Here is a 14,397-nt window from a genome sequence, read left to right on the forward strand (position 1 = left end):
TTATTGCCCACTTGTGCTGGTTAAAATACACCAAGGCTACGGTGCTCTCAATCACAATAGCCAGCTATTGCTCAATCAAGCGTCTTGCCCAGATGCATTTTCTCTGCGCACAACAAGATCACAAACTTAATGAAAGTGGTATTATACCAATCTCACTAATTATCTGATCATGTTTACTGCTTAAAATAACCCACTACTGCGTTATTTATTTAATAATTAGCACAACTAGTTATTAAAATAAATGCCTTATATTTGGCCATTTTTCCTGCGTATAAAGTAGACCACCTAATTAATGAAGTTGGTATTACTCGGCTAAACACTAGATTTTTGTTGTTAAAAATTTAAAATATGGTTATTTTCTGCTCTCAAAGCACAGCGTTATAAGTGTTTTTCCGTGCCTATTTGAGCGATTGAACTTAAAAATACCCTTTGGTACAATATAGATATTCAAACAAAGTAAACGGATATTGTTGTGGTTAGTGGTCGCAAACGCAAATTTAATGAGCAAACTGCATTGCAAGCAGCAATGGAAGTGTTTTGGGCGAAAGGTTTTGTGGGCGCTTCTTTAGCTGATTTAACAACGAGTATGAATATTAACAAACCTAGTATGTATAGCGCGTTTGGTAATAAAGAAAGCTTATTTATTAAAGCGACTCAACACTATATAGAAAATAATATGAAAGCCCACCTTGGCGCTTTATACGCACCAAACATACCATTAAAAACGCGTTTAAAAAACTATATGATGTCAATTGTCGGTATGCAATGCAGCACTGAGCAACCCAAAGGTTGTTATCTGGTACTGTGTCAATCAGAAGTCGCTGGTGGTGATATTCCAACAGAAGCGGCAAAGTTACTTATTGACATAGAAGCAGCGCCCAAAGCTTTATTGACCGAGTTATTCTCCACTGATGAGGAAGCAATATCCTTAGGCTTAAATGAAAATTCAGCCGGTAACGCCTTAAGTTTATACACGGCACTAAAAGGCACCGCGTCGATGGCGCGCTCAAAAGTACCACCAACAGAACTTGAATTTGTTATTGATACTATGTTGACTGGCGTATTTAGTACCGGTAAAAACCATGCTGCGCCAACACCAAAATTACCCTAGTATTCTCTACTACCTGCCTCAACTTTACTGCTGATATTCGATGGCCCTATATCCATTGATAACCATTGATAACCATTGATATGCATTATCATGAGTTCAGCTTAGCGCTACAACTGCCTACGCTTTATTTCCTTGCTCAACTTTAATTACGCTTAATCAACCTCAGTAACTCTTAATCTACTTTAATTGCTAATCACTAAGGCAATATTAAATACCATATATATACATAACCACATGATTTTATAACTTAATAAATATTTTACTTAACAAAGCCCTAGCAAACTAAATTATTTATATCGCGGGCTGTTGACTTAATCGTACCGATCGGTACAATAATAGGCAATTACTTACCGACCGGTATGTTAAATATATTCTTAGCTGGTTGGTCAATTTTTTAAGCATTAAATAACAATAAGCTTGTTGCAACAGCAATCTGTTGTTACAAGCTGCTTTTATAAAGGAAATTTGATATGACGACATTAACTACACACACGATTGAATCAGCACCACAAGAAAGTAAAGCACTATTAGAAAAATCAGTTAGTGCATACGGTATGTTACCTAACTTGCACGGCGTGTTAGCTTCATCACCCGGTTTATTAAGCGCATACCAAACATTACATGAGCTTTTTGTTAACTCTTCATTTGACGCAGAAGAACTCACCGTAGTTTGGCAAGGCATCAATGTTGAGCACGGCTGTACATACTGTGTACCCGCTCATACCGGCATTGCACACTCAATGAAAGTAGACCCTGATTTAACGCAAGCATTGCGTGATCAACAAGCAATGCCTACGGCTAAACTGCAAGCTTTACTTGATATGACCTTAATTATTGTTCGTAATCGAGGCAATGTTACTAATGAAGAATTAGCGGCATTCTATGCTGCTGGTTACGGTGAGCAACAGTTGTTGGAGATTATTTTAGGTTTATCACAAAAAGTGATCAGCAATTATACCAATCATATTGCCGAAACACCTGTTGATGATGCATTCAAGCCATTCGCTTGGGAAAAAACAGCCAAGTAACGGGCGTTTTTATTTAGCGACTAAACCATCTACATGGCTTTAGTCGCTATTTTATGTGCTAACAGCAAAAGGCAAAGTGTACGATTGATAACCGCGCTATTATAAAATGCAATCTAGAACGGCTTTACTGTCATAGCCTAGCCACTTTTTATAACTTTTTAAGAGTGAATGTTTATTGTTACTTTGCCAGCTGAATATGCACACGACGGGTAATATTACACAAAAGTTCGTAAGGAATAGTTGTAGCAAATTCAGCCACTTCTTCAACTGCTAAACCTTTGCCCCATAACGTGGCAATATCGCCAACGCTATCTTGGCTTTGAGCGCCTAAATCTACCGTGATCATATCCATAGTTACCCGGCCAATAAGCGGCACACGTCGACCATTAATTAAAACCGGTGTACCGTTAGGGGCATGGCGGGGATAACCATCACCATAGCCAATAGCAACTACACCTATAATAGTCTTACTTTCACTCACCCAAGCACCGCCATAGCCAACCGCAGATCCTGCAGCAATTTCACGTACAGAGATCAAACTTGATTGCAAAGTCATGACTGGGGCAATACCGTCTATGTAGCTATCTGCTGCTAGTGGTGAAACACCATAAAGTAATAAGCCAGGTCTAATCCATTGATAATGGCTTTCTGGCCAAAGTAAAACGCCAGCAGAATTAGCTAAACTTTTTTCGAGGGGTAAATCAGCGCTAAGTTGATCAAATAAGGATATTTGTTTCGCTGTTGCTAAGTTGTTTTTATCATCCGCACAACCTAAGTGGCTCATCAGCACTATGGGCTGCTGAACATTTTTTGATTGACTTAACGCTTGATAAAAATGTGCTAGTTGCTCGGGATTAATACCCAACCTATGCATGCCAGTATCGATTTTCAGCCAAACTTTTAGCGGAGCATCCAGCTTAGCATCCAAAATAGCCGCCAGCTGTTGCTCGTTATGCACTATGGTTTGTAAGTTACTCGCCGCCAGTATATCAATATCTTCTTTAGCAAAAAAACCTTCAAGCAATACAATAGGTTTTACAATGCCCGCGGCTCTAAGTGCCAGCGCTTCATCAATACGCGCGACACCAAAAGCATCGGCATTGGGCAGTGCTTTAGCAATCAGCTCTAAACCATGACCATAACTATTTGCTTTAAGTACCGCTAAAATTTTAGCCTTAGGCGATAATGACTGAATAAGCTGGTAATTATCACTTAGTGCATCTAAATCAATAATCGCCGTGGCTGTGTGCAATGTCATGGGCGTTTAATCTTCGCCTAATACGTGCGGGCCAGCATAATTATCGAAACGAGAAAATTGTCCTTGGAAGGTTAAAGGTACTCGACCAATAGGGCCATTACGCTGTTTACCAATAATAATTTCAGCCATACCTTTGTATTCAGAATCATCGTGATAAACCTCATCACGATAAATAAACATGATTAAGTCGGCATCTTGCTCAATTGAACCTGATTCACGTAAATCTGAGTTTATTGGTCGTTTATCAGAACGCTGCTCCAAGCCACGGTTAAGTTGAGATAACGCCACTACTGGCACTTCTAATTCTTTTGCCAAGGCTTTTAATGAACGAGATATTTCAGCAATTTCCAAGGTTCTGTTATCAGAAAATTGTGGCGCACGCATCAATTGCAGGTAATCGATCATGATCATACTAATACCGCCATGATCTCGGGCAATACGTCGTGCTCGCGAACGCACATCGGTTGGTGTTAAGCCCGCCGCATCATCAATAAACATTTTGCCTTTTTCAATTAACAAGCCCATGGTTGATGATAACCGCGCCCAATCTTCATCTTCTAATTGACCGGTACGAATTTTAGTTTGGTCAATACGACCAAGTGACGCCAGCATACGCATCATTAGTTGCTCTGACGGCATCTCTAAGCTGAAGATTAACGCGGGTTTATCTTCAGTCATGGCAGCATGTTCGGCCAAGTTCATGGCAAAAGTCGTTTTACCCATAGAAGGACGTCCAGCAACAATGATGAGATCAGATTTTTGAAAACCTGCAGTCATTTTATCTAAATCAGTAAAGCCACTTGAAACACCAGTAACACCGTTAGTCGGTGATGCACAAAGTTTCTCAATACGATCAACCGTTTTTTCTAAGACTGAATTAATGTTTTCTGGGCCTTCCGACTTATTAGCACGTTGCTCGGCAATCGCAAAAACCTTAGTTTCGGCAAAATCGAGTAAATCGGCACTACTACGCCCTTGTGGATCATAACCCGCTTCTGCAATTTCATTGGCCACACTGATCATTTCGCGCGTTACCGCACGTTCACGCACAATAGTCGCATAGGCGGTGATATTGGCGGCACTTGGTGTGTTTTTCATCATTTCAGCGAGATAAACAAAGCCACCAACATCATCAAGCTTTTGATCGTTTTCAAGCGCTTCAGATAAGGTGATCAAATCAACCGGTTCACCTAACTCAATTAACCGACCAATAGTCTCAAAAGTAATACGATGTGATCTACTATAGAAGTCTTGTGCAACAACTCGTTCACTTACGCGGTCCCAAGTTTCGTTATCTAACAATAAACCACCTAGCACTGATTGCTCTGCCTCTAAAGAATGTGGCGGAACTTTTAACTCATCAATTTGTTTGTCTCGAGGAAACTGATTGTTTTTACTAAACTTGGTTGGCTTGCGATCGGCCATATCACACCTTAAATGCTTGGCGATAATCTCTGCTTATTGGCGAGCATATTGGCGCAATAAACTTTATAAAATTATTCGAAAATAAAGAGAGCAAATATAGCAGAAATTCCCCATAAGCAAAATGATATTAACAAGAAATATTTCACTATTTTAGCCGCCAAACAGGATTGAATTTTCTTGTTATAACATCAATAAATAAAGCACTACTCACCTTATTTAACGCGCTATTTAGCTATTTCAAAGCGTCGAGATCCACGCGTATGTATATTTTGTAAGGTATTTAGCAACTCTGCTATATGGCCAAATCACGTGATTTAGCTATGATGAACAACTTAAAGCGATCTTGGCAGTTAAGAAAAATAACAAAATTTATTTTAAGCGACGTTAAGAGGATAAAAATGTTGAGTTAACATGACACACAAGCTTAATTTTTGACAAAAAAAAAGCACCTAAAGGTGCTTTTTTCTACTGGTATATTAGCAGAATTACTTCTTGCTAAGAGCACCAAAACGCTTGTTGAATTTATCAACACGACCACCGGTCTCAGCAGATTTTTGCTTGCCAGTATAGAATGGGTGACATTCTGAACACACGTCAAGATGTATGTCTTTAGTTACAGTTGAACGAGTTGTAATAATGTTACCACAAGAACAAGTTGCCTTGAACTCTGTATAATTTGGATGGATACCGTCTTTCATGGGAAACCTCTGTTAAGGCCGCATCGCCACTCGGTCAGTCATTATTGCTGCCAAGCACCATACGAGTTAAAAATAATGGAGGCGAATGTTATAGTATCGCTCTTCCTATGGCAATGAAAATTGCTAAAAAATTGAGCAATAAAGCGCTTAATTTCATAAAAATCCCCCTGGTCTAATTTTCGAGCTTGGCATTGCGTCATTAAGCAGTAGAATATGCATAACATTTTATTTCTATATGACAGTATTTTTGGCAATAACTTCAACAGATATATACCTGCAAGTTGCAATACCCGTTCCTATGCGCCAGTTGTTTACTTACAAACTACCGGCCGAACTCAACACTAACGCCGTGCAATTAGGTGAACGAGTTATTGTGCCTTTTGGCTCTCGCCAAGTGGTTGGTATTGTTTTGTCGATAGATGAAAGCACTGAATATGCAGCTAAAAAATTAAAATCAGTGCTCAGTCGAGTTAATGACAACTTCAGTTTTTCACCTCAATTACTGCATTTTATTCAACGCTGTAGCGACTACTACCATCATCCTATTGGTGATGTGTTCCAACAAGCATTACCGGTTTTATTGCGACAAATAAAACAACCTGATGTTGAGCTACCGCAAGTTTGGTTAACAAAAGCAGACTTAAGCGAAGAAGAACAAACAACTACCGCCAAACGCTCACCCAAACAAGCTGAGTTACTCACTATGCTTAACCAGCATCAAGGCATAACATGGTCAGAGCTATTAACCCTTGGCTTTAATAAAGCACAGCTTAATGCGCTGGAGAAAAAAGAATTCATTTATAGTAAAAGCCGTGCGGTAACTTTATTTCAATGGCAAGAGCAAGCATTACAGCAAGATAACCGACTAGAATTATCAACAGAACAAGCGCTAATTGTCGCCACGGTGAAAGAGCTGCAAGCGCAGTTTTCTTGTCACTTAGTTGATGGTATAACCGGTAGTGGTAAAACCGAGGTTTATTTACAGGCCATGGAGCAAATACTGGCCAACAACAAACAAGTGTTAGTCTTAGTACCTGAAATTGGCCTAACACCACAAACCTTAAGTCGCTTCGAACAACGCTTTAATGTGCCGATAAGCCTGCATCACTCAGGTTTGAACGACAAAGAACGCTTACAAACTTGGCTAGAAGCACAACGAGGAACCGCGGCGATTGTTATTGGTACCCGCTCGGCTATCTTTACTCCGCTTAATGATTTGGGCATGATCATTGTTGATGAAGAACACGATGCTTCATTTAAACAGCAAGACAGCTTTCGCTATCATGCGCGCGATATTGCCATACTCAGAGCTAGGCAACTTAATATTCCCATTATACTCGGCACTGCCACACCCAGTTTTGAGTCACTGCAAAATGCCTTGAGCGGAAAATATCATTATCATCAATTACGCAAACGTGCCGGTAATGCCTCAACAGCAAAAATCAGCTTAATAGATGTGGCGCAACAACAAATGGAACATGGCCTTTCCGGTAGCTTAAAACAAGCCATAAAAAATACCTTAGCCCGTGGTGAGCAAGCATTAATTTTTCTTAATCGTCGTGGTTATGCCCCCGCTATTAACTGCCAAGAATGCCATTGGATTGCTGATTGCCAACGCTGTAATAAACCTTTTACCTTACATCAGGGCCAAGGGTTGCTGATTTGCCATCATTGCGCCAGTCAAAAACGCATTCCACCACAATGCCCAAGTTGTGGCAGTGTTCGCATTAAACCCTTAGGACAAGGCACAGAGCAATTAGAAGAAAAAATTGGTGAATTGTTTCCTGATTATTCTACCGTGCGCATTGACCGAGACAGCACGCGTAAAAAAGGTGCCTTAGCTAAGTTATTAACCGAGGTCAGTAATAAAGAGCATCAACTCTTGATTGGCACCCAAATGCTAGCAAAAGGCCATCACTTTCCTGATGTCACCTTAGTTGCTGTGCTTGATGTTGATGGGGCTTTATTTAGTTACGACTTTCGCGCGGCTGAACATATGGCACAACTTTTAGTACAAGTGTCAGGCCGAGCCGGTCGCGCAAGTAAGCCTGGTAAAGTCATGGTACAAAGTAAATTCCCTGATCATCCATTACTGCAAGACTTAGTACAAAATGGCTATCAACACTTTGCTAAACAAGCGCTTATTGAGCGCCAACAAGCCTTATTGCCACCCTTTAGCTTTCAAGCATTATTTAGAGCTGAAGCAAACTACCCTTCTTACCCAGAAAAATTTTTACGTGCTATGACCCAAATAGCCTTTGAAGGTTGCCAGTTTGCTGGGCCTGTGCCAGCAGCAATGGGGAAAAAAGCGGGTAAATTTAGATTCCACTTAATTTTGCAAGCCAAATCTAGAAAACAGCTGCATCAAGCCGTATTTAAGCTAATTCACCATAGCGCCACAAATGAATGGCAATCAAAAGTTAAATGGTCAATTGATATCGACCCAGTAGACTTAAGCTGGTAATTGCTGCGTCGAAAAACACAGCCTACAGCCTACTTCACCAGGAGGAAAAACCAAGCTAAAAACTTGTCTTTAAACTTCCCTTAATCCCTACTCAGGCTTGTCTCACTCTTCCCTCCCTGTAAAAAAAACCTAGTTAACAGGGAGAAAAGCAGGAGGACTGCAGGAGCAAAAACACAGTAAAACCAAGCTCAAAGCTTCTTTAACTTACTGACAGCTGACAGCTAAAAACTTGTCTTTAAACTTCCCTTAATCCCTACTCATGTTTAGCCTGGGCTGAGTTTTATGCAATTAATGCACTCAATGGGTGATATTTCTTTAGTAGTTGGTTAGAATTGACGAAAGTTTTCTAGTATAAAGTTTTTCATGGCACATCAAGATTACGTTTCCCGCTCTCGAGTAAAAAATAAAAAACAAAGCCCATATAAAAAAAATGTTGAACCAGCTCAAGGTAGCTCATTGAAAGTAAAATTAATTGCCGCTTTTTTAGTGATCGCGTTGCCCAGTTTTGGCTACCTGCTGTGGAGCATTAAAGACAAGCAACCTGCAGTCGTTGTTGCCCCTAAAGTCATCAAGGTAAAAAAGACTACAGAAGTCGCTGAATTACCTGAACTACCAAAGGAAAAATGGACCTACGTTGATGACCTAAAAAGTAAAGAAATTGAAGTAGGTCAGTACGAAGTTAAGAACAAAGGCCCCTATAAAATGCAATGTGGCTCATTTAGAACTCGTAAACAAGCAGAGTCATTAAAAGCAAAAATAGCCTTCACCGGCCTAGAAGCACAAGTGGGTAAATCTGTCGGTAGCTCGTCAACTTGGTATAAAGTTTATTTAGGCCCTTACGATAAAAAACGTAACGCAGAAAAAGATAAACATAAATTAAAAAACAACGCGATCCACGCTTGTAAAATTTGGGGTTGGGATTAACTCAATATTGATACTTTAGCAATGTATGTATTTATATATGTATGTATGAATTGCTTCAGGCCTTTTCCAGCCGATTTATTAAGGTATCTAAATTAGTATTAAACCGTCAGTTTCAAGGCATAACTTGCCGTGGTTAACTAGCCCCCTTTTAAAGCGACAAATACTAACTCTGTATTCAAAAACTGACTCAATGCTTGCCTCGTTTATCGGTATTAATACTGATAAACGACAACAATAAAATACCGACAGCGATCATAAAAATCGTCACTTCATCTCATAGCTACAAGCTAAAATTCAACCTACAGCCAACTTAACACTGAACGATATTGTTTTTAACAGACAACGCAAATGTATAGCTTAAAATCGTTTAAAGTTGTCTGTTTACTATTATTCATCACCGCTCCCTTGAAAAAGCTTAAGCCACCCCTTATCTAATCTACATTAGACAAGCCGACTATATCAGTTGGCAATATGGAAGAGGTTAATTGTGACTACTATTGTTTCTGTCCGACGTAATGGCAAAGTTGCCATTGGTGGTGATGGTCAAGTTTCCCTTGGCAACACTGTAATGAAAGGTAATGCACGCAAAGTGCGCCGTTTATATAATGGCAAAGTACTTGCAGGTTTTGCTGGCGGCACAGCTGATGCATTTACCCTATTTGAACGTTTTGAAAGCAAGCTAGAAATGCATCAAGGTCATTTAACTAAAGCGGCCGTTGAACTAGCAAAAGATTGGCGCAGTGATCGTGCGCTTCGCAAACTAGAAGCTTTATTAGCCGTTGCTGATGAAACAGCATCACTCATCATTACCGGTAATGGTGATGTTATTCAAGCAGAAAACGATCTCATTGCCATTGGTAGTGGTGGAAATTTTGCCCAATCAGCAGCCACAGCATTACTTGAAAACACCGAGCTTTCTGCTAAAGAAATCGTTGAAAAATCATTGAAAATTGCTGGTGACATTTGTGTATTTACCAATCAACAACATGTGATTGATGAACTATAACCGCCAATTTGTAAGGAATTAATATGTCGAATATGACACCACGTGAGATAGTTCACGAACTCGATAACCACATTGTTGGTCAAAGCGATGCCAAACGAGCGGTTGCAATAGCACTGAGAAACCGCTGGCGTAGAATGCAACTGAACGAAGAGTTGCGCGATGAAGTTACCCCTAAAAATATTCTGATGATTGGCCCCACAGGTGTCGGTAAAACAGAAATAGCTCGACGCTTAGCGAAACTAGCCAATGCACCCTTTATTAAAGTGGAAGCAACTAAGTTCACCGAAGTCGGTTATGTCGGTAAAGAAGTCGAAACTATTATTCGTGATCTTGCTGATATGGCCATTAAGATGACCAAAGAGCGGGAAATGGCTCGTGTAAAACACTTAGCCGAAGAAGCTGCTGAAGAACGTATTTTAGATATATTACTGCCGCCAGCTCGCGACAGTTCAGGTAACGACGAGCAACCAGAAAACAGTTCAACTCGTCAAGCCTTTCGTAAAAAATTACGCGAAGGCCAACTCGATGACAAAGAAATTGAACTCGACTTAGCCGCACCACAAGTTGGCGTTGAAATTATGGCACCTCCTGGCATGGAAGACATGACTTCACAATTACAAAACATGTTCCAAAGCATGTCGAGTGATAAAACCAAAAAACGTAAACTGAAAATTAAAGAGGCTTTCAAGGCCTTGCAAGAAGAAGAAGCGGCGAAAATAGTTAATCAAGACGACATCAAAGAAAAAGCAATATACGCGGTTGAACAAAACGGTATTGTCTTTATTGATGAAATAGACAAAATTTGTAAACGTGGTGAAAGTTCAGGCCCTGACGTATCAAGAGAAGGTGTACAACGAGACTTGTTACCCTTAATTGAAGGTTCTACCGTTAGCACTAAACACGGTATGGTTAAAACTGACCATATCTTATTTATTGCTTCTGGCGCTTTTCAAATGTCAAAGCCCTCTGATTTAATTCCAGAATTACAAGGTCGACTACCGATCCGTGTTGAGTTAAAACCGCTCACCGCTGAAGACTTTGTGCGCATACTCACTGAGCCTAATGCCTCTTTAACAGAGCAATATATTGCCTTGTTAGCGACTGAAGGCGTGCATATTTCATTTAGTGAAGATGGCATTAAAGCGGTTGCTAATGCTGCGTGGCAAGTTAACGAAAGTACTGAAAACATTGGTGCCCGGCGTTTACATACCATGATGGAACGCTTAATCGAAGAGCTTTCGTTTACCGCCAATGATCGCGCTGGAGAAAGCATTCTAATCGATGCTGAATTTGTTGCTAATATTTTATCTGATCTGATTAAAGATGAAGATCTAAGTCGCTTTATTTTATAATAGATAAAATACGGTTAGGAGTAATACATGAGTAAAATTAAGCGCTTTGTGATCAATAATGCTACAGCGAGTTTGTCGGTTTCTTTTGGTAGGACTGAGCTTGAAGATATTGAACAACAAAACGGCGAAGCGATTGATTTAAGCTTCGAATATTTACGTGTGTTTGCTCCAACCACAGACAAAGGTCAGGTAGCTGGTTCAGCGCCAAAGGTTTATCATAAAAAGCAGGTACGTCTGCTAAAAATTGAATCTGTGGGCAAACATGGCTACCGATTTATTTTTGATGATGAACATAGCAGTATTTATAATAGTGATTACTTAAAAACACTCGGCGCAGAATATCAACAGCGTTGGCAAAATTACCTACAAAGTACAGGCTCAACGGTAAATAGCCGAGAAGCATCGATAGAAATTACAGAAGTTAAGTAATACCCCTTAAGCACTGTAATACCGGCCAGCACAGTAAAGCGTCACTGATTTTAAATGTAAAAATTTTCACTGAAATCTTTTACGCTTTAGTTACTGAGTAAACCCATATTCCATTATCGCCTACTAATGCACTAGCCTTACTGATACCCCCCTTAAACAGCATCACTAGCGATATAACCTAATAGCTACAATGGTGAGTAAGTTTCGCATCCTTTTGCTAAAGCTATTTACCCAGACCGATTTACTTAAATCTGACAATAATCCACCTATTTCCAGCGCTATGATAGTTTCTGGAGAAAAATCAAGCACAAGCTACCCCCAAAAAGCATAAATATAACGCTTATTAAAAGCTAATAACCATGATTAAGTCCCGCTTTTTATATATGCTTTCGTTAGGTTTATTTAGCAAGTATAGCGGCTTAGCGGTTGTGCCTGTCTATTCAACCGTTATACTAGTTAATAAGAAACGCGACCTAGGAAAAATTTACTATGGAATACAACACCTCAGAGCTGTGTGATATATACACTGATTTAATCGATGTACTTGAACCCTTATTTAGTAATTATGGTGGCAAAAGTTCTTTTGGCGGTAAAGTTGTCACGGTAAAGTGCTTTGAAAATAATGGCTTAATTGCCGAGCTAGTTGACACTGACGGTACCGGCAAGGTCTTGGTTATTGACGGTGGTGGCTCAACACGTCGCGCACTGATTAATATTAGTATTGCTGAACAAGCCGCAAAGAATAATTGGGAAGGCATTATTTGTTTTGGTAGTGTACGAGACGTTGACGCCTTAGAAGATATTGATATTGGCATACAAGGCTTATTGTCGATCCCTGTTGGCGCCAGCACCAGCAACATTGGCGAAAGCGACTTGGCAATAAACTTTGCCGGCGTAACCTTTTTACCTGATGATCATATTTATGCCGATAATACCGGTGTTATTTTATCGCCTGACCCCTTAGATATTGACTAGTTAAGCCTAGTTTTATCTCGTTTGAATATGTAAATACTGTTCATAATGCCACTTGCCATACTTAAACCGTATGGCAATACTTGCTGGCTTATCTTTGCTATAGCACTGGCTTTGAGCAAACGCCTTGTCTGTCGTCATCAAGGTGTTGTCGATTACGACTATATAATATGCCAGTTACATCGACTAAGTAAGGCTGAGCAATCACTAGCTGTTCTAGTGACCCATGCAACTTCAAGTTAACTCACCCTAAGCTAAATCACTATTTCCCCAGCCTTCATTAGACGAGTCAGCGGATTCACACCAAACTGATAACATAATTCAGCCGGCTGATTAATATCCCAACAAGCAATATCCGCATCATAACCCACGGCTAACTGCCCTTTACTGCTCGACAAGCCTAGCGCTTTTGCGCCGTGACAGGTCACTCCCGCAAGAACTTCAACCGGCGTTAACCTAAAAAATGTACAAGCCATATTGAGCATTAGCTGCAGTGAGTTAATCGGTGACGAACCGGGATTTACATCGGTAGCAATAGCCATACTCACACCGTGTTTACGCAATAGCTCAATTGGGGGTAACTGGGTTTCACGTAAGAAGTAAAATGCACCCGGCAATAATACCGCGGTCATATTAGCCACTTTCATGGCCGCAATACCTGCCTCGTCTAAAAATTCAATATGATCAGCAGATAGCGCTTGGTATTTTGCGGCTAACTTAGTGCCACCAAGGTTAGACAGCTGTTCGGCATGCACTTTTATCGGTAAATTATGCGCCTTGGCTGCCGCAAATACTTTTTCGGTTTGCGCTAAATTAAAACCAATACCTTCACAAAACACATCAACTGCATCAGCTAGTTTATTTTTTGCTATGTGCGGTATCATCTCTTTACAGACCAAATCAATGTACTCATCCGCACGACCTTGATACTCAACAGGTAGCGCATGCGCACCTAAAAATGTTCTTTGTACTGTCACCGGTAATGCTTGCCCTAATTTAGTAGCGACATTGAGCATTTTAATTTCAGTATCCGTGTCTAAACCATAACCTGATTTAATTTCGATGCTAGTAACACCTTCTTGATGCAAAACCGTTAAACGTTTTAATGCGCTGATAAATAACTCATCTTCGCTAGCAGCACGGGTTGCTTTAACCGTTGAAATAATACCACCGCCAGCCTTGGCAATTTCTTCATAGCCCTTACCTTCAAGGCGCATTTCAAATTCATTCGCGCGGTTGCCACCATAAACAATATGGCTATGACAATCGATAAAGCCTGGCGTTAACCAAGCGCCCTTGCCGTCAATTACCTTTACACTAGCCGTATCAAAGTCAGGCAGTTCGGCGGTTGTGCCTAGCCAAGCAATTTTTCCATTCGCAATCGCTATAGCGCCATTTTCAATCGTGGCGTAAGTTTTTGCTCCATCGGTCATAGTGGCTAAATTGACATGAGTCCAAAGGGTTTGCCAGTGTTGTGTTTTCGTCGACATAAAAATTCCAAATTGCTTATTTACCGCTAACCTTAATGCTACTTTTAGGTTACTTTTAAAATGCCATGACTTATGGCATTTCAATATGACCCAACATGACCCAACATGACCCAACAAAACTTAGCGTTTATTTATAATTTCACTTTAACTGATAGCAAATTAACAAGCAAGCTTGTATATACAACTCTTGACCTTGCAGAGAAAAAATGAGATTGTATATACAAGTTAGAGTTTACTCTG

The 14,397-nt window shown here is 40.2% G+C and carries 12 protein-coding genes; 8 read left to right on the forward strand and 4 right to left on the reverse strand.

The genetic code is table 11. The annotated features are described in order from the left end of the window. The first annotated feature begins 472 nt into the window (after positions 1-472). Together H4J61_RS02320 and H4J61_RS02325 are read left to right on the forward strand one after the other, a co-directional pair. A complete protein-coding gene (locus H4J61_RS02320) occupies positions 473-1,111 on the forward strand; it encodes a TetR/AcrR family transcriptional regulator (RefSeq protein WP_182137454.1) in 639 nt (212 codons plus the stop codon). A 470-nt stretch (positions 1,112-1,581) separates the two neighbouring features. Then, positions 1,582-2,139 (forward strand): carboxymuconolactone decarboxylase family protein, encoded by a 558-nt coding sequence (locus H4J61_RS02325; RefSeq protein WP_182183318.1) that lies wholly within the window; start codon positions 1,582-1,584, stop codon positions 2,137-2,139. A gap of 178 nt (positions 2,140-2,317) precedes the next feature. Here the strand turns inward: H4J61_RS02325 and alr are convergent, their stop codons facing one another. The 3 genes from alr to rpmE form a co-directional block, all read right to left on the reverse strand. After that, a complete protein-coding gene (gene alr / locus H4J61_RS02330; RefSeq protein ID WP_220461170.1) occupies positions 2,318-3,391 on the reverse strand; it encodes an alanine racemase in 1,074 nt (357 codons plus the stop codon). 12 nt (positions 3,392-3,403) lie between these two features. Beyond that, positions 3,404-4,822 carry a replicative DNA helicase gene (gene dnaB, locus H4J61_RS02335; protein ID WP_182137457.1) on the reverse strand — a complete coding sequence of 473 codons (1,419 nt, stop codon included), beginning with the start codon at positions 4,820-4,822 and terminating at the stop codon, positions 3,404-3,406. Between the two features lie 485 nt (positions 4,823-5,307). Beyond that, complete coding sequence (rpmE, locus tag H4J61_RS02340; protein WP_182137458.1) at positions 5,308-5,520, reverse strand: 50S ribosomal protein L31; 213 nt, start codon at positions 5,518-5,520, stop codon at positions 5,308-5,310. Between the two features lie 247 nt (positions 5,521-5,767). On the opposite strand from rpmE, the gene priA reads away from it, so the two are divergent. From priA to rraA, 6 genes are all read left to right on the forward strand, one after another. Next, positions 5,768-7,984 (forward strand): primosomal protein N', encoded by a 2,217-nt coding sequence (gene priA / locus H4J61_RS02345; protein ID WP_259363063.1) that lies wholly within the window; start codon positions 5,768-5,770, stop codon positions 7,982-7,984. A gap of 363 nt (positions 7,985-8,347) precedes the next feature. Then, the gene (locus tag H4J61_RS02350; protein WP_182183326.1) at positions 8,348-8,908 is read left to right on the forward strand and encodes an SPOR domain-containing protein; all 561 of its coding nucleotides are present in this window, start codon (positions 8,348-8,350) and stop codon (positions 8,906-8,908) included. Positions 8,909-9,395: 487 nt separating this feature from the next. Then, positions 9,396-9,914: an ATP-dependent protease subunit HslV gene (gene hslV / locus H4J61_RS02355; protein WP_182137461.1), complete on the forward strand. Its 519-nt coding sequence runs from the start codon at positions 9,396-9,398 to the stop codon at positions 9,912-9,914. A 23-nt stretch (positions 9,915-9,937) separates the two neighbouring features. Further along, positions 9,938-11,266 (forward strand): ATP-dependent protease ATPase subunit HslU, encoded by a 1,329-nt coding sequence (gene hslU / locus H4J61_RS02360; RefSeq protein ID WP_182137462.1) that lies wholly within the window; start codon positions 9,938-9,940, stop codon positions 11,264-11,266. Positions 11,267-11,293: 27 nt separating this feature from the next. Further along, positions 11,294-11,695 (forward strand): gamma-butyrobetaine hydroxylase-like domain-containing protein, encoded by a 402-nt coding sequence (locus H4J61_RS02365; RefSeq protein WP_182137463.1) that lies wholly within the window; start codon positions 11,294-11,296, stop codon positions 11,693-11,695. A gap of 489 nt (positions 11,696-12,184) precedes the next feature. Beyond that, on the forward strand, positions 12,185-12,670 hold the full coding sequence (gene rraA, locus H4J61_RS02370) for a ribonuclease E activity regulator RraA (protein WP_182137464.1): 486 nt from the start codon (positions 12,185-12,187) through the stop codon (positions 12,668-12,670). 251 nt (positions 12,671-12,921) lie between these two features. On the opposite strand, the gene hutI is transcribed toward rraA, so the two are convergent. Further along, a complete protein-coding gene (gene hutI, locus H4J61_RS02375; protein WP_182183328.1) occupies positions 12,922-14,157 on the reverse strand; it encodes an imidazolonepropionase in 1,236 nt (411 codons plus the stop codon). Positions 14,158-14,397: the final 240 nt, after the last annotated feature.

The sequence above is a fragment of the Colwellia sp. MB3u-4 genome, assembly GCF_014077065.1.
Taxonomy (GTDB): Bacteria; Pseudomonadota; Gammaproteobacteria; order Enterobacterales; family Alteromonadaceae; genus Cognaticolwellia.

Excerpts from the sequence above, each read along its gene's own strand:
- dnaB (WP_182137457.1), bottom strand. The coding sequence starts at position 4,822 with ATGGCCGATCGCAAGCCAACCAAGTTTAGTAAAAACAATCAGTTTCCT.
- hslU (WP_182137462.1), top strand. The coding sequence starts at position 9,938 with ATGTCGAATATGACACCACGTGAGATAGTTCACGAACTCGATAACCAC.
- H4J61_RS02350 (WP_182183326.1), top strand. The coding sequence starts at position 8,348 with ATGGCACATCAAGATTACGTTTCCCGCTCTCGAGTAAAAAATAAAAAA.
- H4J61_RS02325 (WP_182183318.1), top strand. The coding sequence starts at position 1,582 with ATGACGACATTAACTACACACACGATTGAATCAGCACCACAAGAAAGT.
- hutI (WP_182183328.1), bottom strand. The coding sequence starts at position 14,157 with ATGTCGACGAAAACACAACACTGGCAAACCCTTTGGACTCATGTCAAT.
- rraA (WP_182137464.1), top strand. The coding sequence starts at position 12,185 with ATGGAATACAACACCTCAGAGCTGTGTGATATATACACTGATTTAATC.
- rpmE (WP_182137458.1), bottom strand. The coding sequence starts at position 5,520 with ATGAAAGACGGTATCCATCCAAATTATACAGAGTTCAAGGCAACTTGT.
- H4J61_RS02365 (WP_182137463.1), top strand. The coding sequence starts at position 11,294 with ATGAGTAAAATTAAGCGCTTTGTGATCAATAATGCTACAGCGAGTTTG.